Origin of the sequence: Fulvivirga ulvae (assembly GCF_021389975.1) — a bacterium.
Lineage (GTDB): Bacteria > Bacteroidota > Bacteroidia > Cytophagales > Cyclobacteriaceae > Fulvivirga > Fulvivirga ulvae.
Genome location: NZ_CP089981.1, coordinates 1469742 through 1495316 on the forward strand (window position 1 = coordinate 1469742; position 25575 = coordinate 1495316).

The window sequence follows — 25575 nt, forward strand, 5'->3', positions numbered from 1 at the left end:
TCTGGTTTCCTCAAAGAAGCAACATTGTAAAGCTGAAAACAGCTTATAGGAAAGTGTCCAAAAACAGGTATCTTGTTTTCGGGGGTTTATCCTCTTTTCAAGAAACTAAAGTTTGTCTATCTTGGCCTTTTAAAGTATGGTAACCTTTACGTGCGAGTAAGCACTAACGAATGGAAGAAGTACAAACAAATGGCACTACAGTAGATGACGCAATCCAACAGGTAAAGCAGGGTGACGATCATTTTCTTCGCCAGTTATATGAGATCAACAGGCCTGGCTTTCTGAAATGGTTCAGGGCCCACCACCGCATTACTGAAGATGAAGCCATCGATTTGTACCAAAAGAGTTTTACCATATTCTACTTCAATGTGAAGGATGAGAAGATCACGACATTAAAAAGCAACATCAGCACTTACCTGTTCGGCATAGGCAAAAACCTGGTCAGGGAACTGTTTCGAGAGCAGAAGCACAAAGTTCAGTTGGATGAAATCCCTGAAATAGAGACTTCGGGCAATGACCTTTTGAGGTTTGAGGAAGAGGCCCATCAGCGGGGCCTGGTAAAGAAGATACTGGAGAAACTGGGGGAGCCATGCAAATCGATTCTGCTTATGTATTATTTCAAAAATTTTTCCATGGAAAGTATTGCTTCCAACCTTGGTTATAAAAATGAGGGGGTTGTTAAGAAGAAAAAATGCCTTTGTCTGAAAAAAATTCGTGAAGAACTATTGGAGGCCAAAACCAGTCAATGAATATGGAGCAGGAAGAAAAAGATATAGAATTAATAGATGCTTACCATAAGGGAAAGCTCAGCGCCAATGAAATAGATGAGTTTGAAAAAAGAAGGGCAGAGGACACTGAGTTTGATCAAAAGGCAGGGGACTACCTCCACGTGATGGCTGAGATCAATACTTTTGGTGAGCAGGAATTCATGAAAAAGCTGGCATCCTGGGAAGAAGAGATTTCCGGAGGAAAAACAGCAAGAGTTGTTCCCTTACGACGTATACTTTCCATAGCAGCAGTAATTATAATCCTAATGGTGCCTATAGGCTATTTGATCATACAAAATGCTACGCAGCCAAACAGCCAGGCACTGTTCGCCTCATACTTTCAGCCTTATGAAGATGTGATTTCCCAAAGGTCGGGTGACCAGAGCCTTCAGGAAAAGGGTCTCAGTGCGTATAACCGGCAAAACTACCGGGCTGCCATCGCCTATTTTGAAGGCCATATTGATGAAAATCTTCAGGATAATGCCATTAAAACTTATCTGGGAGTCTCATATCTCGCCGTCAGTGAAGCCGACAAAGCCGAGCAATGGCTTACAGGAACCGCTCAAAATGCTAACGGATTGTACAAGGAAGTTTCCGAATGGTATCTTGCGTTGACTTACCTTAAACTAAACAAAAAAGAAAACGCTACAGCGCAACTTACTGCCATTGCAAAACAATCGGATCATATGTTTCAGGCACAGGCTAAAGAGTTGCTGAGGGAACTCGGCAATTGAACGGGTTCTCCTTAGTTTATAATTTGATACAAATGTTTTTGGCTTCGGTAAAGAACCTGAGAGCCTCCCATCCTCCTTCACGTCCTACTCCGGACTGCTTCATACCCCCGAAAGGAGTCCTTAGGTCACGAACAAGCCAGCAGTTTACCCAAATAATGCCGCTCTTTAATTGATGTGCCACCCTATGCGCCCGCTTTAGGTTTTCAGTCCATAGGGTTGCGGACAGGCCATAGGCAGTACTATTGGCATAATCCAGCACTTCCTGCTCCTCTTTAAATGGCATAATGGTCACCACCGGCCCAAATATTTCCTCCTGGTTAGTGCGGCATTGGTGGCTTAAGCCTGTGATAACCGTGGGTTCGAGGAAATATCCGTCAGTACATCGCCCTTCAAGCTTTTTTCTGTTACCACCGGACACAACCTTTCCACCCTCTTCCTGCGCCAGCTTAATGTATGACATTACCTTTTCCATGTGCGGTTCAGACACTACTGCTCCTACTTTTGTTCCATCCTCCAAAGGGTCACCCACGATCAGTGCCTTAACTTTCTCAACAAAAGCATTTAAGAATTTCTCATAAATGGACTCCTGAACGAAGATTCTGGAACCACAAAGGCAAATCTGCCCCTGGTTGGCAAATGAAGAATGTATGGAAGTGTTCAGTGCCTGATCAAAATCACAATCCTCAAAGATGATGTTAGGATTCTTGCCTCCGAGTTCCAGGGAAAGCTTCTTAAACATTGGTGCTGCAGAAGCTGCTATATTTTTACCAGTGGCCGTTCCACCTGTAAAGGAAATGACCGGTACATCCGGATGCTCAATTATAGCCTGACCAGCCTTCGCGCCAAGTCCGTGTACAATATTCAGCACACCTTTTGGGAGTCCCGCTTCAATACAGAGTTCGGAAAACAAATAAGCCGTCATAGGTGTGATCTCCGAAGGCTTGGCCACCACAGTATTTCCAGCCGCTAGTGCCGGGGCTATCTTCCAGGTGAACAGGTACAGGGGCAAATTCCAGGGTGAGATACAGCCTGCCACACCTATCGGCGTTCTGGTGGTGTAGTTTATAGCTTCTCCGTCCATATTGTGCGATTCGGAAGCAAAATGTAAAATGGCCGTTGCATAAAAGCGCATATTACTTGAAGCTCTTGGAATATCCACGCGCTGCGCCAGTTTCAAAGGCTTTCCATTATCAACAGACTCAACTTCTGCCAGCCGGTCATGATTCTTGTCAATGAGGCCGGCAATTCTATTGAGGATATCCGAACGCTTTTGGGCAGGCATGGTTGACCAACCTTCAAAAGCCGCTCTGGCAGCTTTAACGGCTACCTCCACATCCTCCTTATCCGAATCCGGGATCAGACTGTACACTTTACCCTCCGCCGGGTTATAGTTATCCAGATATTGCCCGGATTTAGGAGCTACTAACTCGCCGTTGATGTAGTTCTGTATTTTTTTCATGTTATTGATCTACAATTTTTTAATAATATCGGTCCAACTTGATAACTGAACCTCAATTTCAGGCGCATAAATAAGGGATCTGAAGTGATTTGGTAATATACCGCTTTCAGACCTCATCTATGTCACATTCTGTATCTCGGTAATGCATTTACCCATATAGTGATCGGATGACTCATAGTCACCTGATCACTAAAATTCTCTCTAGTATCAATACTACAAACAACTTAACCTCCCACCATCTACAGGCAGGTTTATACCATTGATGTAGGCTGCGGCAGGGGTGGCAAGGAAAGCAGCGGCGGCGGCCACCTCTTCCGGGGTCGCGAACCGGCCTGCAGGGATTTCCTTTTTCATGGCTTTCATCACATCCTCCTCCGAAATATCTGTTTTTTCTGCTTTACTGCGAATGATACTTTCTAATCTGACAGTACTGGTTGCTCCGGGCAATACATTATTGACAGTTATGCCATAAGGAGCTAACTCAGAAGCCAGTGTCTTTGCCCAGTTAGCCACTGCTCCACGGATGGTATTTGACACACCAAGGCCTGGCAATGGCGACTTTACGGAGGTAGAGATAATATTAATTACCCTGCCATATCCCACTTGTTTCATAAAGGGTGTTACTGCCTGGGTAAGTATCTGATTACAGATCAAATGTCTTCTAAAAGCCGCTTCAAACTCATCTAATTTCGCATCAATAGCTTTGCCACCGGCCGGGCCGCCGGTATTGTTGATCAATATCTGAATATTGTTTTCCTTGATCAGGTATTGGTCAATAGCCGTTTTAAGCCTGGCCGTATCATCAAAATCAGCACATATGTAGTGATGTTCCTGGCCTTTCGTTAAAGGAAGCTGATCAAGTACCTTTTGTAATTTTTCCTCATTTCGGGCTACTAATGTAACACTTGCGCCCAGCAAGGCCAGTTCAAGGGCTATTGCCTTGCCAATACCCTGGGTGCTGCCACATACTAATGCTCTTTTGTCTTTTAACTTTATATCCATTTGATTTTGTTAGAATCGTATACCTGTATCGTTTTAATTTTCGCTAAATTTAAAGAGAAATGTCCATAATGCCAGTTATACCGGCTGAGATGAAAAGTAAAATGGCTATCTCGGCAAATCATTCTGGCTCATAACCAGGGATATATAACTTTAAAATTTGATTTATGGCTATAAAAAGACCCTTCAACCTTCAAAAGTGGATCGATGATAATCGCGACATTTTGAAGCCTCCCATCGGGAACAAAAACCTTTATGTGGAAGCTGGTGATTTTATAGTGATGATAGTAGGCGGCCCAAACGCCAGGAAAGATTACCACTACAATGAAACGGAAGAACTCTTCTACCAACTCGAAGGAGATATTACGGTTAAGATACAGGAAGATGGTAAAGCAGTAGAAGTACCCATAAAAGCAGGAGATATCTATTTGCACCCGGCAAAAGTCCCCCACTCCCCTATAAGACCTGCCAACTCAGTAGGACTGGTGATAGAGCGGGTAAGGGAAGAGCAGCATACAGACGGGCTAATGTGGTTTTGTGATAACTGTAACCATAAACTGCACGAAACATACTTCCCTCTAAAAAACATTGAGAAAGATTTTCTCTCTCGCTTTAAGGAGTTTTACAGTTCCAAAGAAATGCGCACCTGCGACAACTGCGGGCATGTGATGGAGGTGGACGAACGCTTTGTTTAATGGAGTCTGTGATTTATCAATCTCCAGTCGGAGGAATTAAGATTTCAGCAGATGACGATGCCATCATAGAGGCTTGCTTTACCGGGGAAACAACGAGCAGAACCACTGAAAATATGCTGATCCAAAAATGTATCAGGGAATTGGAATCTTATTTCCAGGGTGACTTAAAGCAGTTTACAATCCCCATAAAGCTGACCGGAACCGATTTCCAAAACAGGGTATGGTCTGAATTGTTGAAAATCCCTTATGGCAAAACCATCTCCTACAGTGAGCTGGCTATACGCCTCGGAGACCTCAAATGCATCAGGGCCGCAGGCACGGCAAATGGCAAAAACAAGATCCCAATCATAGTGCCCTGCCACCGGGTGATCGGCAAGGACGGAGGCCTGGTAGGGTTTGGCGGGGGATTGGACAAAAAGGAATGGCTGCTAAAACATGAGGGCATTATACGCAGTGAACAGATGAAAATTTTTGCCTAATATTGACGCAAAAGATTCAAATTTTCCAAATGGGCAATAAAAATACGTTGGCATACGCTCAACAATCAGACAACGAAGATCCACTTAAAGCATTCCGTAACAGGTTTCACATCCCAACACTCAACGGGAAAGAAGTCATCTACTTTACGGGCAACTCCCTGGGGCTACAACCCAAAAACACCAAAACATATATTGAAGAAGAGCTCGATGGCTGGGCCACATTAGGTGTTGACGGACATTTTCACTCTCAAAAGCGGCCATGGTTTTATTATCATAAGTTTAGCAAAGAGGCATTGGCTAAAATAGTAGGAGCTCTACCGTCAGAGGTGGTTTCCATGAACAGCCTGACTACGAACCTCCACATGATGATGGTTTCGTTCTATCGGCCTACCAGTAGCAGGTATAAAATTTTGATAGAAGCAGGAGCCTTCCCCTCTGACCAATATGCAGTGGAAAGCCAGATAAAATTCCACAATTTGCCTTATCAAGAAGCGCTTGTTGAGATAGCGCCAAGAGAAGGTGAACACACGCTGAGAACGGAAGACATAGTAAAGACAATTGAAGAACATAAAGAGAGTCTGGCACTGGTTATGCTTAGCGGTGTGCAGTATTACACCGGTCAATTTTTCGATATCAAAACAATTACTGAAGCTGGTCATAGGGCCGGTGCCCTTGTGGGTTTTGACCTGGCCCATGCTGTAGGTAATGTACCTCTCGCATTGCATGAACACCAGGTGGATTTTGCTGCTTGGTGCAGCTATAAATACCTCAATTCCGGACCAGGTGGAGTCAGTGGTATTTTTGTGCATGAAAAACATGGCAACAACCCGGACATACCTCGATTTGCAGGCTGGTGGGGCCATGATGAAGAGGAAAGGTTTAGAATGGAAAAGGGCTTTAAGCCCATGGAAGGAGCCGACGGCTGGCAGGTGAGCAATGTAAACGTGCTTAGCAGCGCTGCCCATCTCGCTGCTCTTGAAATATATGATGAAGCGGGCATGGATGCGCTTCGCGAAAAAAGCCTCAGGTTAACAGGATATCTCGAATCATTGCTTAAGGAACTGGAAAATGAAAATCTGCTTCAGATCATTACTCCATCTGATCCCAAAGCAAGAGGTTGTCAGCTATCATTGTTGGTCAACTCTAATGGCAAAGCCATTTTTGAGCACCTGACCAGGTCTGGTGTAGTGGCAGACTGGCGGGAGCCTAATGTTATCCGTGTGGCTCCCGTTCCCTTGTATAACACATTTAAAGATGTATTTAATTTTTATGATATCTTAAAAAAAGTAATTTACTAAACCATGCAGAATGTAGAAAAGATATCTCTCGTAGGAGCAGGGCTTGTAGGGTCATTGATGGCCATTTATCTGGCCAAAAGAGGTTATAAAGTAGATGTGTATGAGCGCCGTGAAGATATGCGCAAAGGAGGAGCAGAAGGGGGTCGCTCAATCAACCTTGCCTTGAGTAACAGGGGCCTTTTACCTCTTGAAGAAGTCGGGATAATAGAGGCTGCAAAGAAAATGGTTATTCCCATGCGTGGCAGAATGATGCATGATAACAAAGGTTTTCTTACTTTTCAGCCCTACGGACGGCTGGGGCAGGCCATTAACTCCATTTCCAGGGGTGGCCTCAATGAACTCCTGATGAATGAAGCGGAAAAACTTGGTGTTAAAATACATTTCAATCATTCGTGTGTAGGAATAAATTTTGACAGAAACCTTCTCTTCTTTGATGTCGATGGAAAGCGGATTGAAAAAAATGCAGATATCATCATCGGGACTGATGGGGCATTTTCTGTGGTAAGAAGATTAATGCAACGCACAGACCGTTTCAACTATTCGCAGTACTACATTGAGCATGGGTACAAGGAGTTGAGTATTCCTCCTGCTGCCAACAATGGTTTTAAAATTGAAAAAAATGCCTTACATATCTGGCCAAGGGGCAATTATATGCTTATAGCACTTCCCAACCTTGACGGAAGCTTTACCTGCACTTTATTCTTTCCTTTCAAAGGCCAGCCTTCATTTGATACTTTACAATCGAGAAATGATGTAGAAGAATTTTTCAGAAAAGTATTTCCTGATGCTTATGAGCTAATGCCAACATTGGCAGATGATTTTCAAAGCAACCCAACTTCATCGCTCGTCACTGTCAAGTGCAGTCCATGGGTAAAAAAGAGGACGCTCATTATTGGCGATGCTTCCCATGCAATAGTGCCCTTCTATGGTCAGGGAATGAATAGCGGTTTTGAAGATTGCCGCATTCTCAATAGTTTGCTGGATGAGCATCAGGATAACTGGGATGTGGTGCTTCAAAGGTTCAATGATTCCAGAAAGCCCGATGCTGATGCTATTTCCGATCTTGCACTTCAAAATTTTATAGAGATGCGCGATCTGGTAGCTGACAAAGAGTTTTTACTAAGAAAAAAAATTGAGGCTAAGCTTCATGATCTCTATCCCGAGCAATGGATACCTCTATATTCCATGGTTACTTTTAATGAAAATATCAGGTACTCCGAAGCTATGAATATAGGGAGAAAGCAAAAAGAGATTATGGATGATGTAATGAAAGCTCCCAATATTGAAAAAACATGGGAAAAGCTGGACTTTAAAAGCATTGCCGAGAAGCTAAAGGTTTAATTCTTCTTTCAGCCTTCTGTAAGTACGATATTCTGCTTTATCTTTGTCTTGTTCCTGTGAAGCAAATAGCTCCATAGTTTCATTCAAAAACTCTTTTGAAGCATTATTGTTGGCCAGGTAGTCGCGCAAGGCAGCAATAAACTTTGCTTCCCACTTCTCTCTGTTTTTTAACAGATACCTTATTTCTGCCTTATAGATAAGCATAAGATTCTCCTCTTTTTCTTCAAGACCAAGGTCTTCTGTAGCAAATTCATCGCCTAATATTTTTGACAGTCTTTTTAATGTGACCCATTCCTCCCTATCCAAGAGACCGTCGCTCATTACTATCAGGCACGAAGGCAATAAATGAGCAATGTAGATAAACTGTTCTTTATTAATATCCAGAAAGCGAATCTGGGTATATTCGGTATAGAGGTCATCCATCTTCGACTTAGCCATATTTCTTCACTTAATAAATTGCTTATCCTAAATATAAAAATTTTCGTGATATCTCAGCTAGAAATTAACTGTTTATACTGGTCATACCGGCTCAAAATTTCACGAACATAATTAACAGGCTCTTCTCCTCTACAGTACCCTGACTCCACTACAGGGTCGCGAAAAAAATCGGGTTTGGACTTCATTAGCAAATAATACTCTACATTACCATCCCATTTCTGAGGGTCTTTATTATGCTTTTTGGCCAGTTCTCTGGCATCTACAACATGCCCTAGCCCGACATTGTAGCTGGCAAGAACAAACTTTATTCGCTCACCTTCATCTTCAATAGTTTTTGCCCATAGCTTGTCTAAAAAGCGCAGATAATTTACCCCGGCCCTAATGCTTTGTCGTGGGTCATGAAGATCCTCTGCGCCAAACCTATATCCTGTTTCCGGAACCAGCTGCATCAACCCGACGGCTCCTGCCCATGATTGTGCTTCGGGATTAAAATGAGACTCCTGATATATCTGGGAGGCCAGCAGCCTCCAATCCCAACCCAGACTATCCGCGGCTTCTTTGATCAAATCGTCATAGACACTGATCTTTTCTCCTCCAATAGACGAAAAATCACTTTTGGCTCTCCTCAGTGAAGCTCGTGGGCTTTTGAAATATTTATTATAAATTACATTAAAGGTAGCCCGCTTTTTTAACTCCTTCATCCAATCATTCATCTCGGTAAGCAACTCTGGTGCATTTTTACGAACTGCCCAAGCTATTTGCTGAGGAAAACTTATCGGTGTTCTGACATCTATCTGAGGATAATACGCAGCATTAACAAAAGCTACCGTCTCGTCAGCTACAGTATATTTTATGTCGCCTTGCGCTACTCTGCGAATCAGTTCTTCGGTTTCTGCGCTGTCCTGATCCTCCAAAATAATAATATCCCCACCTATTTCCTGCGAAAGGTTCTGCAACCGCTCTTCATATGATGAGCTTTTCCTCACATACACCTCTTTGCCGATCAGGTCTACCTGGTTTCGGATCAACGCTTTATCAAGCTGCTCACGAGTCATTTTACGCCAACCCTTTGGTTTCTTCTGCACTAATACCTGCCTTGCTGTATAGTGACTTTCAGTAAATGCCACAATTTTTTTTCTTCCTTTTGTTACCGTCAGCGAGTAAGCGATCACATCTCCATCTCCGGCATTTAACATCTCAAAAGCCTTATCTATGTTGGTCGTCGATTTTATTTCAAGTGTTACACCAATTTTTTCAGCAAAAAGAGCTAATAAATCATATTCATACCCCATAGGCTGCCCTTTATATAAGAAATAGCCAGTGGAGCTATTATCAACAATAGCTATTAAAGTACCACGCTCTCTGATTTTCCGGAGGTCAAAATCCACGGCATGCACCATAGGATCTTCGGCAGGCTTAGGCCCAGTACTCTCATTACCAGATCTATGGCAGGCAAATAAGACTAAACATAACGTCAAAAGTATTGAAGCTCCCAATACCCATCTGGTTTTATCAATTTGAAAGATCATGATTTATGAAAATAATGATAATTTTGCTACTATAAAAGTTGAGCTCGACCTGCTTCGAAGGATCGGCATACGCTTTAGCAGATACAGTACACGAAAAAATACATCAATGGTTCTATATAATGTAACAATTGGCATTGACAAGGATGCAGAAAAAGAATGGCTTAGCTGGATGAAAAACAAGCATATTCCTGCGGTAATGGAGACGGGTATGTTTCTTGAATACAAAATTTTTAAAGTATTAAGTCATGAAGACGAGGAGCAAAGTGTATCTTATTCCGTGCAATATTTTGCTCAAACAGTTGATAAAGTAGTTGAGTATCTCAATAATCATGCCCCAAAACTTGTTGAAGAGCACCGTGCCAGGTATAAGGACAAACATGTAGCATTCAGAACGCTTCTTGAAGAGGTGTAATTCTTACATCCTCATATATTACCAAACAACAATAATAGTTAAAATAAAGAGTTTTCAAGCATATTATCTTTAAATATGCTACTTTAGCTTACGTCGTAGCTAGGCATTCACGCAAGAATTATATATTTAAGGTTATGGAAGCTCTATATTTTGAACGAACCGAAGATTCACCAAAGATATATTTTGATGGGGATTCTGGTCGATTGCTGATGGAGGGAAGGTCTTTCATGGAGGATACTATGCCGTTTCATCAAGCAATAATTAGTTGGCTAAGAAATTATTTTCAGGAACCAAGTAAAAAGACCGTTCTTGAGCTTGAGATAGATTATCTCAATACTTCTTCTTCTAAAATGCTCATCGACATCCTTTTTGAGCTGAATAAGTTTTACATTTTCGGCAATGATGTCGTTGTAAAATGGAAATACTATCAGCATGATGAGGACATGGAAGATATGGGGCACGAACTGGAAGAAATGGTTGACATTCCTTTTGAGTTCGGAGTATTAGTGTAAGGTAGCTAAAAGTTGATGCTGCAATTTATCCATTCTCCATCAAGAGTGGCGTTATAGTATTTCTTGTAAAAATTAATAGCTGGCTCATTCCAATCCAACACCTGCCACACCATCCCTGAGCATTCACTTTCCTTACCTTGTTGAATTACCCGGTCAAATAACAATTTACCTGTACCCTTGCCACGCTCACTTTCCGTCACCACTATATCTTCCAGGTATATTCTCTTACCCTTCCAGGTAGAGTACCTGTAATAATAGATAGCAATACCCACAATAACCTGATCTTCGTTTTCAGCAACGAACATTCCATAAATGGGATGGTCTCCAAAGCCATCCTTCTCCATCTGTTCTACAGTATTAGTTACCTCATCGGGGGCTTTTTCATAGGCAGCCAGCTCTTTAATGAGCTCCAGTGTCCTTGGCAGGTCTTCTTTCTTTCCTTCTCTGATAATCATTTTATAAAAATTAAAATGGGGACTGAAAAATTCAGTCCCCAAATATATCTATTGTGCTGACTTTGCCAAAGGCGGAATCACCCCCATATTATACCACGCAAAAGAGTAAATATCAGCCTGCTGTTCGATAGTTTTTGAAATTGGTGTTCCTGCACCGTGGCCGGCATCCGTTTCAATCCTTATCAATACCGGGTTATCTCCCTCATGTTTTTCCTGAAGATTGGCTATGAACTTGAAAGAGTGAGCAGGCACTACCCTGTCATCATGGTCTGCTGTAGTTACCATAGTAGCAGGGTATTCAACACCTTGCTTCACATTATGCACCGGACTATATCCATGCAGATACTCAAACATCTCTTTGGAGTCCTCAGCAGTACCATAATCAGAAGCCCAACCCGCACCAGCAGTAAATTTGTTGTACCTGAGCATATCCATTACCCCAACTGCCGGAAATGCAACCTTGGCCAGGTCGGGGCGCTGGGTCATAGTAGCACCAACCAAAAGCCCTCCGTTTGAGCCTCCCGCTATTGCCAGATAGTCACTGGAAGTATATTTATTTTTGATGAGATATTCCCCGGAGGCAATAAAGTCGTCAAACACGTTCTGTTTCTGCATTTTTGTTCCTGCCTTATGCCATTTTTCACCGTACTCACCTCCTCCTCTTATATTAGGCTGGGCATATATACCTCCATTTTCAAGCCATACAATACGGGACGTACTGAAACTAGGCTGCAGGCTGACATTAAACCCTCCATAAGAATATAAATAGGTAGGGTTTTTACCGTTTAATTCAATGCCTTTTTTATATACAATGAACATCGGAACCTTGGTGCCGTCTTTACTTTCATAAAAGACCTGTTTGGTTTCATAATCATCCGGATTGAAATCCACTTTCGGTTGTTCATAAAGAGTAGATTTCCCAGTAGCAATATCGTATCTGAAAATAGTTGAAGGATAAGTGAACGATGTAAATGTGTAGTATAATTCGCTTTCATCCATTTCACCTCCAAACCCCCAGGCTGTCCCTATACCCGGAAGCTCCACGTTACGCTCAAGCTTGCCTGACAAATCATATTGTTTCACCTCCGTTTTGGCGTCCACCATATAATCGGCAAATATTTTACCTCCTGCAGTAGAGGTCGAAAGCACATTTTCAGTTTCCGGTATCACATCTTTCCAGCTCCCCGGAGCCGGGTTTGAAATATCAGTTTCAACCAGCCTGTTATTTGGGGCACCAAGATTAGTATGGATTAAAAGGCGCGAATCCTCATTGGCCAGAACATAATGGTCATTATCAAAATTATCAATGATGGTAACAATCTCCGACTCTGGGTCAGAAAGGTCTTTGATATACAACTCATTTCCGCTGGTACTTTGGGCCGCTGTAATCACAAGAAACCGCTCATCTTCCGTCAGGTAAGAACCAATATACCTTCTGGGCTGCTCTTCACCACCAAATATCATCTTATCTTCACTCTGAGATGTCCCAAGCTTATGGTAATACAACTTGTGGTGTTGTGTTTTACCGGAGAGCACAGAGCCTGATTTAGGTTTGTCATAACTGCTATAGTAAAAACCTTCATTGCCTTTCCAGTCCAGGCCACTGAATTTTATGTCTCTCAAGGTATCTCCTACCTGCTCTTTGGTTTCGGTATTGATAACTATTCCCTTTCTCCAGTCAGAACCGCCTTCGGAAATTAAATAACCAAATAAAGACCCATCCTTTGAAAAGCTTGTGCCCGCCAGGGAGATGGTGCCATCTTCCTTAAAAGTATTAGGATCGATGAAAATTTCAGGCTCTCCATCCATTCCTTTTTTTCTGTATAAGACACTTTGGTTTTGGAGCCCGTCATTTTTATAAAAATAATAGTAATTGCCATGCTTGTTGGGCGCATATAGTCTTTCATAGTTAAAAAGCTCTTCCAAGCGCTGCTTCACCCTATCTTTAAAAGGAATGTCATTAAGGTAGGAGAAAGTCACATCATTTTGAGCTTTAACCCATTGGGCTGTTTGCTCAGACCTATCATCTTCCAGCCAACGGTATGGGTCTGGCACTTCCGTACCAAAATAAACATCTACCGTATCTACTTTTACAGTTTCCGGATACGGGAGAGACTCTTCCTTGGCCTTCTCCTCTTTGGTACATGAAATTATAAGGCTCATTAAACATATAATACTAAACAGGTGTTTCATGGGATGTACGTTTTATTTCAACATGCTTGTTTGGGAATCGGCCTTAAGCTTTTTTACTATCCAGGCCTGTATGAGGCTCAAAGACGCCTTTAAAGTTTTATTCCATTTGGGATAATTTAAAGAGTAGCGCTATTGAACCTATCGCTAATTTATAATAATTGTAATATCAAAGCCTGAATTAATTGATGAAAGGCACATATGTTATATCAGATCGCTTCACCATCCGTAAATATTTCGGTATCTTATGTTTAAAGCAAAAAACAGGTTATGAAATGGCTAAATATATTGGGTTTGGCGGCAGTAATAACGGTCAACGCCCTTGCAAATATTCTCCCCATCAACGGTAGGAATACAGGCCAGGTAGCTGCTTTGTATCCAAACCTCTTTACTCCGGCAGGCATCACCTTTTCCATATGGACGATTATTTATCTGTTTCTGGCAGGCTACTGCATCTATTCTTTTATCTCTTCCGATAATAAAAAAGCCATATCCATTTCCAGTCTGTTCCTCCTTACCTGTCTGCTCAATTGCTCATGGATACTGGTCTGGCACTATCTGTTGATCGAATGGTCACTGGTGATTATGTTCCTCCTGCTGATAAGCTTATGTTTGGTCTATGTAAAAATCCATAACCGGCAGCCCCATTCGAAAAGAGAGAAGTGGCTGGTATACAAACCGTTTAGCGTTTACCTGGCGTGGATCAGTGTGGCTACTATCGCCAACATTGCCGCATTATTGTCTGCTTATGACTTTTCGCCACCCTCACCGCAAAACTGGGTTATAGCTATGGTGATAGCCACCCAACTTCTGGTGTACCTGATCAGCAAAAAATACAGGGACATTGCTTTTGCGCTGGTTATCATCTGGGCGCTCATCGGCATCATATTAAAAAACACTGATGTCGAGCTTACCTTTCAGCCTGTAACCATTGTGTGCATATTGGCCATCATTTTTGATGCCTGGGTGGCACTGCATTATCGCTATAGAAAAACTGTTACCTGATCATATCAAAGCCGGTATATGGCACAAGAACTTCTGGTATTCTGATACCCTCCTCACTCTGGTTATTTTCCAATATGGCCGCCAGTATCCTCGGCAAAGCAAGGGCACTTCCATTCAAGGTATGTAGCAAATGCATTTTATTATCATCACCACGGTACCTTAACTTGAGCCTGTTGGCCTGGAAAGTTTCGAAATTACTTACAGAGCTTACCTCTAACCATTTTTTCTGGGCAGCCGAGTAAACCTCCATATCAAATGTCTGGGCAGAAGTGAACCCCATGTCGCCTCCGCATAAATTCAAAACCCGGTACTGTAATCCCAGCTTTTCCAACAAGCCTTGCACATGCTTGCACATTCTATCCAGGGCTTCATAAGAATTGTCAGGATGGTGGATCTCTACGATCTCAACCTTATCAAACTGGTGCAAACGGTTAAGGCCGCGTACATGGGCACCCCAAGAGCCGGCCTCTCTCCTAAAGCAAGGTGTAAATCCGACATGCTTTACCGGAAGGTCTTTTGCGTCTACGATAACATCCCTGTACATATTAGTAATAGGCACCTCTGCCGTAGGGATCAAAAAGAAATTTTCTTCACCTATGTGGTACATCTGACCGTCTTTGTCCGGAAGTTGCCCGGTACCATAGCCACTGTCTTCATTGATTACAATCGGTGGCTGCACTTCTACATAACCCGCTTTGGTGGCTTCATCCAGAAAGAAATTGACCATAGCACGCTGTAAACGGGCTCCTTTGCCTTTATAGACCGGGAAACCCGCCCCGGTAATTTTATTTCCAAGGTCAAAATCTATTATATCATAAGTTTTTATCAGCTCCCAATGCGGAACGGCACTTTCAGGCAGCTCCGGAGTTGACCCGTGCTCATATACCACCTCATTGTCATCAGCACCTCCACCATCCGGCACATTATCGTTAGGTACATTGGGTATGGTATAAAGAAGGTCTTTCAATTTATTTTCATAGCTACTCAAAGCCTCCCCCAGTTCTTTCCCCTCAGCTTTGAGGTCTGCTGTCTTAGCTTTAACGCCTTCTGCCTCTTCCTTTTTACCCTCCCGCATGAGCATACCAATTTGCTTAGAAAGAGAATTGGATTCCGCAAGTACCTGGTCATGTTTAGCCTGCGTACTTTTCCTTTGATCATCCAGGGCAATCACTTCTTCTATGATGTCAGCCGCACTGGCAAACCTTCTTTTATTAAGGCCTTTGATCACTTTTTCTTTGTTATCTCTTATATAAGCAAGTTGTAGCATATCGTTTTTATTAAAATCGATGCAAAATAATGTATTTTTGAAGTAAAACTGAACTTTTTATACTGCTTAATGATTTATTTATAAGCAAAAGTTTGACTATTGCCTAAGGTTCACATATTATTGCAATATCAAATGATATTTAAAAGAAAGCTTTAGACTCATTCCGATTCATTTAAGCTTTTATTTCATAATCAAACACCATCTTGAATAAACAGCGAGCCACTCTAAGGCAAAGGGGATATTCGTATATCTCAGCTTAATGCGCATCATGTTAATCAAACTTATAATTCATTTTAATAATATTAAAGAATTCACAATTGACAATTTATGTACACGATTGAAGAATTGAATGTTAGGCTTCTTTCAGAATTAAAGGAGATAGCAGAGGAACTAGGCCTAAAAAACTACAAAAAGCTTTCCAAACAGGAGTTAATCTACAAAATACTCGACCAACAAGCCGTCACACCTGAAAATCAGCTTCCCAAAAAGAAAGCACCTGAAGCTAAGCCTGAGCAGCCAAAAGAAAATAAACCTAAAGAAAACAGACCACGAGCAGAACGCGAAAAGGCCGAAAAAGCCCCAAGCCGGCCTCCAAAAAGAGAAAATGTAAAAGTGAAAAACAATAAAAAGGATGAAGATCTGTCTTCAGAAGAGCTATTAGAATCTTTTAACATAGAAGTTGATGAAACTGTGACTTCTTTTGATTCTGACAAAGGGAAAAAAGAAGAGAAAGAAGAAAAAAGAAGGGAAAGAAAAGAGGATAAAGAAAGCCCTCGTGAACCAAAGTCTAAAGACAGACCTGAAAGAGGGAATGAAGACGACAGAAGAAAAGACGACAGGAATAAAAGAAAAGAAAACAACGTTAAGGATTTTGACGGCGTAATAGAAAATGAAGGTGTACTTGAGATTATGCAGGATGGCTATGGCTTCCTTCGTTCTTCTGATTACAATTACCTCGCCAGCCCCGATGATATCTACGTTTCCCCTTCTCAGATCAAGCTATTTGGCCTTAAAACCGGCGACACAGTAAAGGGCCAGATCAGGCCTCCAAAAGAAGGCGAGAAATATTTTGCTTTACTCAGAGTAGTTAGTGTAAACGGAAAAACCACGGAAGAAATTCGTGACCGTGTATCATTCGAATATCTTACCCCACTCTTCCCAGAAGAAAAAATAAAACTAAGCACACGCCCTGATAACTACTCTACACGTATCCTTGACCTTTTTGCTCCAATAGGAAAAGGCCAAAGGGGTATGATCGTAGCGCAGCCTAAAACAGGTAAAACCGTGCTTTTGAAAACTATTGCCAACGCTATCGCAGAAAACCATCCTGAGTGCTACCTGATCATACTTTTGATCGACGAGCGTCCGGAAGAGGTTACTGACATGGCAAGAAGCGTAAAAGCAGAAGTGGTAGCTTCAACTTTCGATGAGCAGGCAGAAAGACATGTAAAAGTGTCGAGCATGGTACTTGAAAAAGCAAAAAGAATGGTAGAGTGTGGTCACGATGTGGTTATCTTACTGGATTCGATCACCAGACTGGCCCGTGCATACAACACTACTGTACCTTCATCAGGAAAAATACTGTCAGGTGGTGTTGATGCTAATGCTCTTCACAAACCTAAGCGATTCTTTGGTGCTGCCAGAAACGTAGAAAATGGTGGTTCTTTAACTATTATTGCTACTGCTCTAATAGAAACAGGCTCTAAAATGGATGAAGTTATCTTTGAGGAATTCAAAGGAACAGGTAATATGGAGCTTCAACTGGATAGAAAACTATCTAACAAACGTGTTTACCCTGCTATTGATGTTCCTGCTTCTGGCACCCGTAGAGAAGACCTGCTTATGTCTGAAGAAGAACTCCAAAGAGTATGGATACTACGTAAGTTTATGTCTGACATGAACTCTAATGAGGCTATGGAATTCTTACTTTCAAAAATGAAAGGTACCCGAAACAATGAGGAGTTCCTTATCTCTATGAATGGATAAGATACATTGCATAAGTATTATAACTATAGGGTTTATATAACCTGAATTGCCAAAAGATGCCATCATACATATGTGATGGCATCTTTTTATTTGTAATCATATTAAAGCTCATGATTTACATTCTTCTATCTCTTGCAGGATTGGTAGGTGGTTTTATAGCAGGTCTTACAGGCATTGGCACGGGCTTTCTCATGATTGTAGTCATTCCTCTTGCGCTTCAGTATATGGATATGCCAGAGACTGAAATGGTAAGATTCACCATCGCCAATACCATTTTCGCTACTATGTGCTCAGCCTTCGTAAACAACCTAACCATGCTGAGAAAGAAACAGGTATACCTGAAAGGCATGCTTTGGGTAACTATTGCAGCCGTTATTTCGGCATCGCTGGTACTGCATTTCTTTGTATTACGCGAAGAATACTCCAAAGACACATACAACTTTATTATTATAATATTCCTGGCTTATATTATCTACCGCACTATATATAAGCTTCGCAAGCCCTTTCATTATGACGAAGTTCGGAGCAAGTCCAAATTAACACTGACAGGTATAACTGCCGGCGTAGTTTCGTCCGTTACCGGCCTGGGAGGTGGATCCATAATCATCCCAATGCTCAATCTATGGCTCAAAATGGATATCAAAAAAGCCAAATCCATATCATTTGGCGCAATATTTGGAATTTCCTTTATGCTTACTATAATTAACTTGTTAAACACCCCCTCTTCAAGTGTACCTTTTGCCCATCTGGGTTATATCCTGCTTCCCATAGCTATCCCTCTTTCTATAGGTGTAATTATAGCCTCTCCTTTGGGTACCAGCCTTAGTGACAGACTCTCCTCTCGCACCATTTCCATAGTATTTATTATAGTTATATCATTGGTTCTTTTGCGTAAAATCTTCGAACTATGGGGTTGAAAACCTTTTGTTTTCAAATTCTGTTTTGTTAGAGTTACTGATTAACTTTGACAAAACACAAAAATTATGAGTTTCTTATTTTCTGATTTTAGTGGGTGGAAAGCCTATTGCGAAGAACGTAACATGAATCTTTTTGAACCTGTACTTGAGTATGAAAAGGATCAAAAAGGCCGTGATGAGCAACGAGTATGGGAAGGGTTGGGCAAGGCCTACGAGGTTATGAAAAATGCTGTTGAAACCGGCTTAAAAGAAGATATGACCTCCCGCTCGGGAATGATCAACAACGGAGCAAAAAAGGTCTATAAGCATGAAGTTACAGTACTCTCGAAAGAGTTTCAAAACCTGATATCAAGAGCACTGGCTGCCAAAGAAGTGAACTCATGTATGGGCAGAATTGTAGCCGCACCCACTGCCGGTGCATCCGGCATATTACCCGGCACATTATATACACTACAGGAAATCCATAACCTTTCCGATCGAAAGATACTGGAAGGACTACTGGTCGGAGCGGGAATAGCACTGGTCATTGAACAAAAAGCATCGTTAGCCGGTGCAGTAGGTGGATGTCAGGCTGAAACCGGAAGTGCAGGAGCCATGGCATCAGGAGCCATTGTTTACTGCCTTGGTGGTAATATAGATCAGGTATTCAATGCTGTTGCCATTACTATACAATGTATGCTAGGCCTGGTGTGCGATCCGGTAGCCGGACTTGTAGAGGTTCCTTGTGTTGTAAGGAATGCAAGTGCCGCTGCTATTGCTAACTCATCGGCTCAGATAGCACTTGCCAATGTCAGCGGTGTCATTCCTGTAGATGAATGTGTAGATGCTATGGGAGAAGTAGGTCAAAGTATGGAAAACCGTTATAAAGAAACCGCACTAGGCGGACTGGCAGCAACTATGACCGGCCAAAAAATATCAAAAAGCGTTCTGATACAAGATATTGAGATGCTCCCCGACGAAAACCCAAAGGAAGATAATTAATTGGTGAAAACAGAAATAACTTCAGGTCCCAGGACATAGATCAGTATTGAAAATACTGTAGACCAGAATACTGCACTCAAAAACATTGAAACCACGATTTCACGTTTGGAGCTTCCAAAGCTGGCGAGCAATATTGTTCCTCCGATAGGTGTAAGAAGTAATGGTGTCAGGAAAGCAACTCCCGGCAAACCATATTTTTTCCAGATCACAACAAATCTTCTGTTTCGTTTTGTGAATTTTTTTTTATTTCTAAAAAACTTAATGAGTACCTTCTCCCTAAGCATTTTACCCAAAAAAGTAAACAGTAAAACACTGCTCATCATTCCGGTGATGGTTATAAGTATCGTTGAAAGCAGGCTAAAGCCTCCGGCATAACCCAGCGTTGGGCCGAAAATAAACTTCAGCATGGTCAATAAGATAATTGTAAGGGCCTTTAATACCAATTCTTCCATTTCCAAATCAACCGGCTTCCGTAAATTTATGTTATAACGGTGTAGGTGTAAAAAATATAAACAGCAAGCAATATTATTCCCGAGACTCTACCCATAGTCCGCTTATAAAGCATCATAGGCAGAACAAGAAGTGTAACCCCAATCATAGCCACCATATCATGCCTTATTATCTCATCACTAACGTGAATATCTTTTATAATGCTGGTTATACCAAGAATTGATAAAATATTAAAAATATTTGACCCCATTAAATTGCCCAAGGCCAGATCGGTTTCTTTTTTAACGGACGCTACAATGGAGGTGACAAGCTCCGGCAAACTTGTTCCCATCGCCAGTACGGTTATACCGATTACCCGTTCGCTTACCCCTAAAAAAAGAGCCAGATTTTTGGCACCCCCTACGAACCAGTCTGCTCCAAAATAAAGCCCCGCACACCCTACCACAATAAAAAAAGCATCTTTACCCATATACCTTGAGGGTGCAACCTCTTGTAGTTCTTCCTCAAGCGCCCGCCTTGCCTTGGTTTCCTTTCGGGATTTCCTTACTATAAAGACTGTATATACAATAAGAAGTATAATAAATATGATGCCCTCAAAGGTCTTAATCATAGCTGTATCTTCCTTAACCACAAAATAAAGTAGTAGTGAACTACCCATTGTAACAGGCCAGTCAATTTTGATACTATCTGAGTTGACCTTAATAACGCCAATGATAGCAGTAACCCCCAGCACAAGCGCAAGGTTGCAGATATTTGAGCCTACAACATTCCCCATTGTCATATCCGGGCTACCGTCCAAAGCTGCTTTTACGCTGATCAGAAGTTCCGGAGCAGAGGTGCCGAATGCCACAATGGTAAGTCCTACCACAAGTGGTGATATATGAGCCCTTAATGCTATACTTGATGCGCCCTTTACAAGAAAGTCACCCCCAATGATGAGGACAAAAAGGCCCACAACTAACATTAGTATATTTAGCAACATGTGTTAATTTATAATTTCGGTCCGAAACACAAATCTCCGGCATCACCAAGTCCTGGCACGATGTAGGACTTATTGTTAAGCTTCTCATCCAGAGCACCGGCCCATATGGTATGTTCAACCTTCAACATCTTTGAAATATAGTCAATTCCTTCCGGCGCGGCAACAGCAGCAGCTATATGAATATGACCCGGCTTACCATTGTTAAGTAAATGATCTATCGATTCTATTATTGACTTACCTGTAGCAAGCATGGGGTCAACAACTATAACTACCCTGCCCTCCACTGCGGGGGAAGCCATATACTCAAAATTGACAGCTATCTCTGCACCTTCTTCCATGCGATAAGCCCCCACAAACCCAACGTCTGCCTGATCAAACACTTCTGTAAAGCCATCTGAAAATGGCAGAGCAGCTCTTAATATGGAGATCAAAACTGGCTGTTCGGCAAGCAAGTCCACCTCCATGGTATCAAGAGGCGTCTCAACGACTGCCTTTGTATAGGATAATGCCTTCGATATTTCGTATGCCATGACGACGCCCAACCTTCTAAGGTTGTTTCTGAATTTTGCGCGGTCTTTCTGAGTTTCTATGTGCCTCATTTCATACAAGAAATGATTGGCTACCGAATTGGACTGATTGAGTACTTTTAACATTAAAAATAAAGAAGCAGGATTAGAAAAAAATTAGGCCTAAGTTAATTTTAAATCTAAATTTAACGAAAATTAAAAAATAACAATAGATTCCAATCTTTTAATAGCAATATTAATGAAGCCACATTTATCTGACATCAATTTGTTGAAACAACTATGTCAAATACATGCGACATCAGGGAATGAATCGAAAATGAAAGACTTTATTCTCGATTACGTAAATCGCAAAAGAGGTAATTGGGTTTGCCAACCGGAAGTTTTTCATGGACCGGAACTACAGGACTGTGTTATTTTAAAATTCGGTACACCAAAAACCGCTGCGTTTGCACACATGGATTCTATAGGGTTTACGGTTCGCTACCAAAATCAGCTGGTGGCAATAGGTGGCCCGGAAGTGCATAGCGGATACAAACTCGTAGGTGAAGATAGCCTTGGACTGATAGAATGTGAACTTGAAGTAAATAAAGACCATCAACTTTTCTACAAATTTGGTCGTGCCATTGACCGGGGCACCGATCTTGTTTTCAAATGCGAATTTGAAGAAACTGATACTGAGATAACCAGCTGCTACCTTGATAACCGTCTCGGAGTATACAACCTGCTGAAACTTGCTGAAACACTGAAAAATGGCGTATTGGTATTTAGCTGCTGGGAGGAGCACGGAGGAGGATCCATACCTTTATTAGTAAGGTTTATTTATGAAAAGTGGCAAGTAACCCAAGGGCTAATCTCTGACATTACGTGGGTAACGGATGGTGTGTACCCTGGAGAGGGTGTGGTCATCTCCATGCGTGACAGGAATATACCCAGAAAGTCTTACATAAGGCGCATCATTGAAATTGCAAATGATTCGGAAATACCCTATCAGCTGGAGGTCGAAGCAAGTGGCTCCAGTGATGGACGTGAACTGCAAATCTCTCCTTACCCGTTTGACTGGTGCTTTATAGGTGCTCCGGAAGAAAATGTACACTCTCCGCAGGAAAAAGTGCATAAGTATGATATTATATGTATGCTTCAGCTTTACAAAGCCCTCATGGAGAATCTTTGATTTTCCTTTTTAGGTTCCGATTCCAATATAATTTCTATATTTGCATGCCTTTTGTTCTACAGAAGGCATTTTTATTTTACTTATGGTAGTCAAAGACAAAGAGTTTGTAAAATTTATCAGTAGCGAAGAGATCACAGCTAAAATCCAGGCTTTGGCAGTCAGGATCAATAGTGATTACAAAGACAAAAAACCCCTGTTTGTTGCTATTTTAAACGGGTCTTTTATGTTCGCCGCTGATCTTATGAAAGAAGTTAATATTCCCTGCGAGATATCATTTGTTAAAGTTGCTTCTTATGAAGAAATGGAAAGCAGCGGCAACGTCAAGCAACTTATCGGCCTGAATGAAAACATTTTTAATAAAGATGTAATCATCATTGAAGATATTATTGACACCGGCCGAACAATAGCAAAAATACTAGAGGAATTCAGGTCCCTTGGGGCAAGTTCTATCGAAGTGGTGACGCTTCTGCAAAAGCCAAAAACAAATGTATCAGGAGAAAAGCTGAAATACATAGGCTTTGACATTCCTGAAAAATTTGTAGTAGGTTATGGCCTGGATTATGATGGATTGGGGAGAAATTTAAAAGACATTTACCAACTCAAGGAGTAATCCCCTAATTTTCCATTATCTTTAAACCCTTTTAAAAAAACTTGTGATGTTAAATATCGTATTATTTGGCCCTCCCGGAGCCGGAAAAGGCACGCAAAGTGAGAAGCTCATCAGTAGATATAATCTTGAGCATATCTCTACCGGAGATTTATTCAGAAAACACCTCAACGAAGGTACTGAGTTGGGGAAAAGTGCTCAAAAATACATGGACGATGGTTTTCTCGTACCGGACGAAGTAGTAATAGGTATGGTTGATGATAAGATCAAAAGCAGTGCAGGAGCCAATGGCTTTATATTTGACGGCTTCCCTCGTACCATCCACCAGGCAGAGGCATTGGATAAGCTGCTAAATAGTAAGGGAAATCCCATATCAGGTATGATCTCACTGGAAGTTCCTTTTGAAGAGCTGAAAAAAAGACTGTTGGAAAGAGGCAAAATCTCAGGAAGGGTTGATGATCAGAATGAAGAAAAAATTGACAACCGAATTCAAGTCTACTTAAAAGAGACTCTGCCAGTTTCTCAATATTACAAGAATCAGAATAAATTTAACGCCATACATGGTGTGGGATCTATTGATGATATCTTCAATAATATCTGTGGTGTTATTGACTCCCTCAAAATAGAAAAGTAAACAAGCAAGTGTCTTCATCTAACTTTATTGATTACGTAAAGTTCTGCTCGAGATCAGGAGCTGGAGGCGCTGGCTCTGTCCATTTCAGGCGGGAAAAACACGTTCCAAAGGGTGGTCCGGATGGTGGCAATGGCGGCCGGGGCGGTCATATCATCCTTAAAGGCAATTCCCAGCTATGGACACTACTACATCTCAAGTACCAGAAACATGTTATCGCTGGTAACGGCAAGCCCGGGGAAGGTGGGCGCCGCAGCGGTGCGCAAGGAGAAGATATAATTCTGGAAGTACCTTTAGGTACTGTTGCCAAAGATTTTGAAAGTGGCAAAAAGCTGTTCGAGATCACTGAAGACGGTGAGGAGGTTATCCTCACCGAAGGAGGTCGAGGAGGTTTAGGTAACGAAAACTTTAAAACAGCTATAAACCAAACCCCCCGATTCGCGCAACCAGGTGAGACAGGAAAAGAAGAGTGGATAGTACTGGAACTTAAACTTCTGGCAGATGTTGGCTTGGTAGGCTTTCCAAATGCAGGAAAATCAACTTTGCTCTCAGTACTATCAGCAGCCAAGCCTGAGATAGCCGATTATCCTTTTACCACATTAACCCCTAACCTGGGTGTGGTAAGCTACAGGGATTACAAATCGTTTGTCATGGCTGACATACCTGGTATCATTGAAGGTGCAGCGGAAGGAAAAGGTCTGGGCATCAGGTTCCTGCGCCATATTGAACGCAACTCCATCCTCCTTTTCTTAATACCAACTGACGCCGAAGACATCAACAAAGAATATCAGATACTCCTTGGGGAGTTAAAAAAATATAACCCGGAACTGCTGGATAAGGATAGGATACTGGCTATTTCCAAATCAGACCTTCTGGATGAGGAACTGATCAAAGAAATGAAGCAGGAATTGCCTGAAGAGCTTCCTCACGTTTTTATCTCATCCGTTACACAAACCGGGCTTTTGGAATTAAAAGACCTCCTTTGGAAGTTTTTGAATAAGTAACTAATCCTCAATACTCCTTCAACAGGATGTCATTTTGACATAATTTTGTGTTTTGGCAGAGTAATTGTCAAACAATTTGAATAATGTATAAGGTAAAGGTATATAACTAGCTATGAACAAGGAGAATATAGAAGAAAACGAAGTGAAAGATACCAAAGAATCAACAAAAGCGGACGCAAATGCTGCCGAAATGGGCGAAAAGCCTGAAAATGTTGATGAAATAAAGGAAGAAGTCGAAAGTAAATCTGAAGAAAGGGAGAAGGAGGAAGTCAATGCAAAAGATGAAGTGGAGCGTCTGAAAGACGAATTGGCAGAGAGCAAAGACAAATACCTACGCCTTTACTCTGAATTTGAAAACTTCAGAAGAAGAACAGCCAAAGAAAAGCTGGACATGGTACAAACAGCCAATGAAGATCTGATGGCTGCTTTGATACCTGTAATCGACGATTTCGAAAGAGCAGAAAAATCATTTGAGGACAAAAGCACTGACCTTAACGCCGTTAAAGAAGGCGTACAACTCATACATAATAAATTTAAGAAAGTTTTAGAGCAAAAAGGCCTGAAAGCAATGGAGGGTAAAGAGGGCATGGATTTCGATTCGGAATACCACGAAGCCATTACTCAAATACCCGCACCCAAAAAGAGCCTGAAGGGTAAAGTGGTTGATGTTGTGGAGAAAGGCTACATGTTAAAAGACAAAGTTATAAGATACGCCAAAGTAGTTATCGGAAACTAAGAG

General features: G+C 41.7%; 27 protein-coding genes. 17 read left to right on the plus strand and 10 right to left on the minus strand.

Going from position 1 to position 25575, the window contains the following annotated elements:
* The first annotated feature begins 170 nt into the window (after positions 1 to 170).
* Both LVD17_RS06180 and LVD17_RS06185 read left to right on the plus strand, forming a co-directional pair.
* Positions 171 to 749 (plus strand): RNA polymerase sigma factor, encoded by a 579-nt coding sequence (locus LVD17_RS06180; protein ID WP_233765458.1) that lies wholly within the window; start codon positions 171 to 173, stop codon positions 747 to 749.
* 2 nt (positions 750 to 751) lie between these two features.
* On the plus strand, positions 752 to 1501 hold the full coding sequence (locus tag LVD17_RS06185) for a tetratricopeptide repeat protein (protein ID WP_233765459.1): 750 nt from the start codon (positions 752 to 754) through the stop codon (positions 1499 to 1501).
* A 16-nt stretch (positions 1502 to 1517) separates the two neighbouring features.
* Here the strand turns inward: LVD17_RS06185 and LVD17_RS06190 are convergent, their stop codons facing one another.
* Together LVD17_RS06190 and LVD17_RS06195 are read right to left on the minus strand one after the other, a co-directional pair.
* Complete coding sequence (locus LVD17_RS06190) at positions 1518 to 2960, minus strand: aldehyde dehydrogenase (protein WP_233765460.1); 1443 nt, start codon at positions 2958 to 2960, stop codon at positions 1518 to 1520.
* Between the two features lie 213 nt (positions 2961 to 3173).
* The gene (locus LVD17_RS06195; protein WP_233765461.1) at positions 3174 to 3962 is read right to left on the minus strand and encodes an SDR family oxidoreductase; all 789 of its coding nucleotides are present in this window, start codon (positions 3960 to 3962) and stop codon (positions 3174 to 3176) included.
* A 164-nt stretch (positions 3963 to 4126) separates the two neighbouring features.
* Between LVD17_RS06195 and LVD17_RS06200 the strand changes: the two genes are divergently transcribed.
* Genes LVD17_RS06200 through LVD17_RS06215 form a run of 4 tightly spaced genes read left to right on the plus strand, consistent with a single transcriptional unit; the run spans position 4127 to position 7772 of the window.
* The gene (locus LVD17_RS06200) at positions 4127 to 4654 is read left to right on the plus strand and encodes a 3-hydroxyanthranilate 3,4-dioxygenase (protein WP_233765462.1); all 528 of its coding nucleotides are present in this window, start codon (positions 4127 to 4129) and stop codon (positions 4652 to 4654) included.
* A complete protein-coding gene (locus LVD17_RS06205; protein ID WP_233765463.1) occupies positions 4654 to 5133 on the plus strand; it encodes a methylated-DNA--[protein]-cysteine S-methyltransferase in 480 nt (159 codons plus the stop codon). The genes LVD17_RS06200 and LVD17_RS06205 overlap by 1 nt, the downstream gene beginning before the upstream one ends.
* A 29-nt stretch (positions 5134 to 5162) precedes the next feature.
* On the plus strand, positions 5163 to 6431 hold the full coding sequence (gene kynU, locus LVD17_RS06210) for a kynureninase (RefSeq protein ID WP_233765465.1): 1269 nt from the start codon (positions 5163 to 5165) through the stop codon (positions 6429 to 6431).
* A gap of 3 nt (positions 6432 to 6434) precedes the next feature.
* A complete protein-coding gene (locus tag LVD17_RS06215) occupies positions 6435 to 7772 on the plus strand; it encodes an FAD-dependent oxidoreductase (protein ID WP_233765468.1) in 1338 nt (445 codons plus the stop codon).
* Here the strand turns inward: LVD17_RS06215 and LVD17_RS06220 are convergent.
* Together LVD17_RS06220 and LVD17_RS06225 are read right to left on the minus strand one after the other, a co-directional pair.
* Positions 7761 to 8210 carry a hypothetical protein gene (locus LVD17_RS06220; protein ID WP_233765470.1) on the minus strand — a complete coding sequence of 150 codons (450 nt, stop codon included), beginning with the start codon at positions 8208 to 8210 and terminating at the stop codon, positions 7761 to 7763. The two genes, LVD17_RS06215 and LVD17_RS06220, sit on opposite strands and share 12 nt — an antisense overlap.
* Positions 8211 to 8263: 53 nt before the next feature.
* Positions 8264 to 9739 (minus strand): MltF family protein, encoded by a 1476-nt coding sequence (locus LVD17_RS06225; RefSeq protein WP_233765472.1) that lies wholly within the window; start codon positions 9737 to 9739, stop codon positions 8264 to 8266.
* Between LVD17_RS06225 and LVD17_RS06230 the strand changes: the two genes are divergently transcribed.
* Together LVD17_RS06230 and LVD17_RS06235 are read left to right on the plus strand one after the other, a co-directional pair.
* Entirely contained in the window at positions 9738 to 10151 is a 414-nt protein-coding gene (locus LVD17_RS06230) for a DUF4286 family protein (protein WP_233765474.1), read from the plus strand. The two genes, LVD17_RS06225 and LVD17_RS06230, sit on opposite strands and share 2 nt — an antisense overlap.
* A gap of 134 nt (positions 10152 to 10285) precedes the next feature.
* Positions 10286 to 10663 carry a DUF1987 domain-containing protein gene (locus LVD17_RS06235; RefSeq protein WP_233765475.1) on the plus strand — a complete coding sequence of 126 codons (378 nt, stop codon included), beginning with the start codon at positions 10286 to 10288 and terminating at the stop codon, positions 10661 to 10663.
* Positions 10664 to 10668: 5 nt separating this feature from the next.
* On the opposite strand, the gene LVD17_RS06240 is transcribed toward LVD17_RS06235, so the two are convergent.
* Both LVD17_RS06240 and LVD17_RS06245 read right to left on the minus strand, forming a co-directional pair.
* On the minus strand, positions 10669 to 11118 hold the full coding sequence (locus tag LVD17_RS06240) for a GNAT family N-acetyltransferase (protein WP_233765476.1): 450 nt from the start codon (positions 11116 to 11118) through the stop codon (positions 10669 to 10671).
* 48 nt (positions 11119 to 11166) lie between these two features.
* Positions 11167 to 13311: a prolyl oligopeptidase family serine peptidase gene (locus LVD17_RS06245; RefSeq protein ID WP_233765478.1), complete on the minus strand. Its 2145-nt coding sequence runs from the start codon at positions 13309 to 13311 to the stop codon at positions 11167 to 11169.
* 267 nt (positions 13312 to 13578) lie between these two features.
* On the opposite strand from LVD17_RS06245, the gene LVD17_RS06250 reads away from it, so the two are divergent.
* Positions 13579 to 14313, plus strand: coding sequence for a TspO/MBR family protein (locus tag LVD17_RS06250; RefSeq protein WP_233765479.1), 735 nt, complete (start codon positions 13579 to 13581; stop codon positions 14311 to 14313).
* Here the strand turns inward: LVD17_RS06250 and serS are convergent.
* The gene (serS, locus tag LVD17_RS06255; RefSeq protein WP_233765482.1) at positions 14306 to 15580 is read right to left on the minus strand and encodes a serine--tRNA ligase; all 1275 of its coding nucleotides are present in this window, start codon (positions 15578 to 15580) and stop codon (positions 14306 to 14308) included. The two genes, LVD17_RS06250 and serS, sit on opposite strands and share 8 nt — an antisense overlap.
* A gap of 327 nt (positions 15581 to 15907) precedes the next feature.
* Here serS and rho point away from each other — a divergent pair, with 327 nt between their 5' ends.
* The 3 genes from rho (at position 15908) to sdaAA (ending at position 19464) form a co-directional block, all read left to right on the plus strand.
* Complete coding sequence (gene rho / locus LVD17_RS06260; RefSeq protein WP_233765483.1) at positions 15908 to 17566, plus strand: transcription termination factor Rho; 1659 nt, start codon at positions 15908 to 15910, stop codon at positions 17564 to 17566.
* A 110-nt stretch (positions 17567 to 17676) separates the two neighbouring features.
* Positions 17677 to 18483: a sulfite exporter TauE/SafE family protein gene (locus tag LVD17_RS06265; protein WP_233765484.1), complete on the plus strand. Its 807-nt coding sequence runs from the start codon at positions 17677 to 17679 to the stop codon at positions 18481 to 18483.
* Positions 18484 to 18549: 66 nt separating this feature from the next.
* Positions 18550 to 19464, plus strand: coding sequence for an L-serine ammonia-lyase, iron-sulfur-dependent, subunit alpha (gene sdaAA / locus LVD17_RS06270; RefSeq protein WP_233765485.1), 915 nt, complete (start codon positions 18550 to 18552; stop codon positions 19462 to 19464).
* Here sdaAA and LVD17_RS06275 read toward each other — a convergent pair.
* The 3 genes from LVD17_RS06275 to upp form a co-directional block, all read right to left on the minus strand.
* Complete coding sequence (locus LVD17_RS06275) at positions 19461 to 19871, minus strand: hypothetical protein (protein WP_233765486.1); 411 nt, start codon at positions 19869 to 19871, stop codon at positions 19461 to 19463. The two genes, sdaAA and LVD17_RS06275, sit on opposite strands and share 4 nt — an antisense overlap.
* A gap of 71 nt (positions 19872 to 19942) precedes the next feature.
* Positions 19943 to 20896 (minus strand): calcium/sodium antiporter, encoded by a 954-nt coding sequence (locus LVD17_RS06280; protein ID WP_233765487.1) that lies wholly within the window; start codon positions 20894 to 20896, stop codon positions 19943 to 19945.
* Positions 20897 to 20904: 8 nt separating this feature from the next.
* Positions 20905 to 21549: a uracil phosphoribosyltransferase gene (gene upp, locus LVD17_RS06285; protein ID WP_233765488.1), complete on the minus strand. Its 645-nt coding sequence runs from the start codon at positions 21547 to 21549 to the stop codon at positions 20905 to 20907.
* Between the two features lie 112 nt (positions 21550 to 21661).
* Here upp and LVD17_RS06290 point away from each other — a divergent pair, with 112 nt between their 5' ends.
* The 5 genes from LVD17_RS06290 (at position 21662) to LVD17_RS06310 (ending at position 25572) form a co-directional block, all read left to right on the plus strand.
* Positions 21662 to 22594 (plus strand): zinc-binding metallopeptidase family protein, encoded by a 933-nt coding sequence (locus tag LVD17_RS06290; RefSeq protein WP_233765489.1) that lies wholly within the window; start codon positions 21662 to 21664, stop codon positions 22592 to 22594.
* A gap of 82 nt (positions 22595 to 22676) precedes the next feature.
* Positions 22677 to 23204 carry a hypoxanthine phosphoribosyltransferase gene (gene hpt, locus LVD17_RS06295; protein ID WP_233765490.1) on the plus strand — a complete coding sequence of 176 codons (528 nt, stop codon included), beginning with the start codon at positions 22677 to 22679 and terminating at the stop codon, positions 23202 to 23204.
* Positions 23205 to 23250: 46 nt separating this feature from the next.
* Positions 23251 to 23835 (plus strand): adenylate kinase, encoded by a 585-nt coding sequence (locus tag LVD17_RS06300; RefSeq protein WP_233765491.1) that lies wholly within the window; start codon positions 23251 to 23253, stop codon positions 23833 to 23835.
* An 8-nt stretch (positions 23836 to 23843) separates the two neighbouring features.
* The gene (gene obgE, locus LVD17_RS06305) at positions 23844 to 24836 is read left to right on the plus strand and encodes a GTPase ObgE (RefSeq protein ID WP_233765492.1); all 993 of its coding nucleotides are present in this window, start codon (positions 23844 to 23846) and stop codon (positions 24834 to 24836) included.
* Positions 24837 to 24948: 112 nt separating this feature from the next.
* Positions 24949 to 25572, plus strand: a complete 624-nt coding sequence (locus tag LVD17_RS06310; RefSeq protein WP_233765493.1) for a nucleotide exchange factor GrpE — start codon at positions 24949 to 24951, stop codon at positions 25570 to 25572.
* Positions 25573 to 25575 lie beyond the last annotated feature (3 nt).

Coding starts and splice junctions, on each gene's coding strand:
- LVD17_RS06200 (WP_233765462.1), top strand. CDS start 4,127: ATGGCTATAAAAAGACCCTTCAACCTTCAAAAGTGGATCGATGATAAT.
- LVD17_RS06185 (WP_233765459.1), top strand. CDS start 752: ATGGAGCAGGAAGAAAAAGATATAGAATTAATAGATGCTTACCATAAG.
- serS (WP_233765482.1), bottom strand. CDS start 15,580: ATGCTACAACTTGCTTATATAAGAGATAACAAAGAAAAAGTGATCAAA.
- LVD17_RS06245 (WP_233765478.1), bottom strand. CDS start 13,311: ATGAAACACCTGTTTAGTATTATATGTTTAATGAGCCTTATAATTTCA.
- LVD17_RS06275 (WP_233765486.1), bottom strand. CDS start 19,871: ATGCTGAAGTTTATTTTCGGCCCAACGCTGGGTTATGCCGGAGGCTTT.
- LVD17_RS06220 (WP_233765470.1), bottom strand. CDS start 8,210: ATGGCTAAGTCGAAGATGGATGACCTCTATACCGAATATACCCAGATT.
- LVD17_RS06250 (WP_233765479.1), top strand. CDS start 13,579: ATGAAATGGCTAAATATATTGGGTTTGGCGGCAGTAATAACGGTCAAC.
- LVD17_RS06300 (WP_233765491.1), top strand. CDS start 23,251: ATGTTAAATATCGTATTATTTGGCCCTCCCGGAGCCGGAAAAGGCACG.
- hpt (WP_233765490.1), top strand. CDS start 22,677: ATGGTAGTCAAAGACAAAGAGTTTGTAAAATTTATCAGTAGCGAAGAG.
- LVD17_RS06290 (WP_233765489.1), top strand. CDS start 21,662: ATGAAGCCACATTTATCTGACATCAATTTGTTGAAACAACTATGTCAA.
- LVD17_RS06205 (WP_233765463.1), top strand. CDS start 4,654: ATGGAGTCTGTGATTTATCAATCTCCAGTCGGAGGAATTAAGATTTCA.
- LVD17_RS06180 (WP_233765458.1), top strand. CDS start 171: ATGGAAGAAGTACAAACAAATGGCACTACAGTAGATGACGCAATCCAA.
- upp (WP_233765488.1), bottom strand. CDS start 21,549: ATGTTAAAAGTACTCAATCAGTCCAATTCGGTAGCCAATCATTTCTTG.
- LVD17_RS06230 (WP_233765474.1), top strand. CDS start 9,738: ATGATTTATGAAAATAATGATAATTTTGCTACTATAAAAGTTGAGCTC.
- LVD17_RS06225 (WP_233765472.1), bottom strand. CDS start 9,739: ATGATCTTTCAAATTGATAAAACCAGATGGGTATTGGGAGCTTCAATA.
- LVD17_RS06265 (WP_233765484.1), top strand. CDS start 17,677: ATGATTTACATTCTTCTATCTCTTGCAGGATTGGTAGGTGGTTTTATA.
- LVD17_RS06190 (WP_233765460.1), bottom strand. CDS start 2,960: ATGAAAAAAATACAGAACTACATCAACGGCGAGTTAGTAGCTCCTAAA.
- rho (WP_233765483.1), top strand. CDS start 15,908: ATGTACACGATTGAAGAATTGAATGTTAGGCTTCTTTCAGAATTAAAG.
- LVD17_RS06215 (WP_233765468.1), top strand. CDS start 6,435: ATGCAGAATGTAGAAAAGATATCTCTCGTAGGAGCAGGGCTTGTAGGG.
- LVD17_RS06280 (WP_233765487.1), bottom strand. CDS start 20,896: ATGTTGCTAAATATACTAATGTTAGTTGTGGGCCTTTTTGTCCTCATC.
- LVD17_RS06195 (WP_233765461.1), bottom strand. CDS start 3,962: ATGGATATAAAGTTAAAAGACAAAAGAGCATTAGTATGTGGCAGCACC.
- sdaAA (WP_233765485.1), top strand. CDS start 18,550: ATGAGTTTCTTATTTTCTGATTTTAGTGGGTGGAAAGCCTATTGCGAA.
- LVD17_RS06240 (WP_233765476.1), bottom strand. CDS start 11,118: ATGATTATCAGAGAAGGAAAGAAAGAAGACCTGCCAAGGACACTGGAG.
- LVD17_RS06310 (WP_233765493.1), top strand. CDS start 24,949: ATGAACAAGGAGAATATAGAAGAAAACGAAGTGAAAGATACCAAAGAA.
- LVD17_RS06235 (WP_233765475.1), top strand. CDS start 10,286: ATGGAAGCTCTATATTTTGAACGAACCGAAGATTCACCAAAGATATAT.
- kynU (WP_233765465.1), top strand. CDS start 5,163: ATGGGCAATAAAAATACGTTGGCATACGCTCAACAATCAGACAACGAA.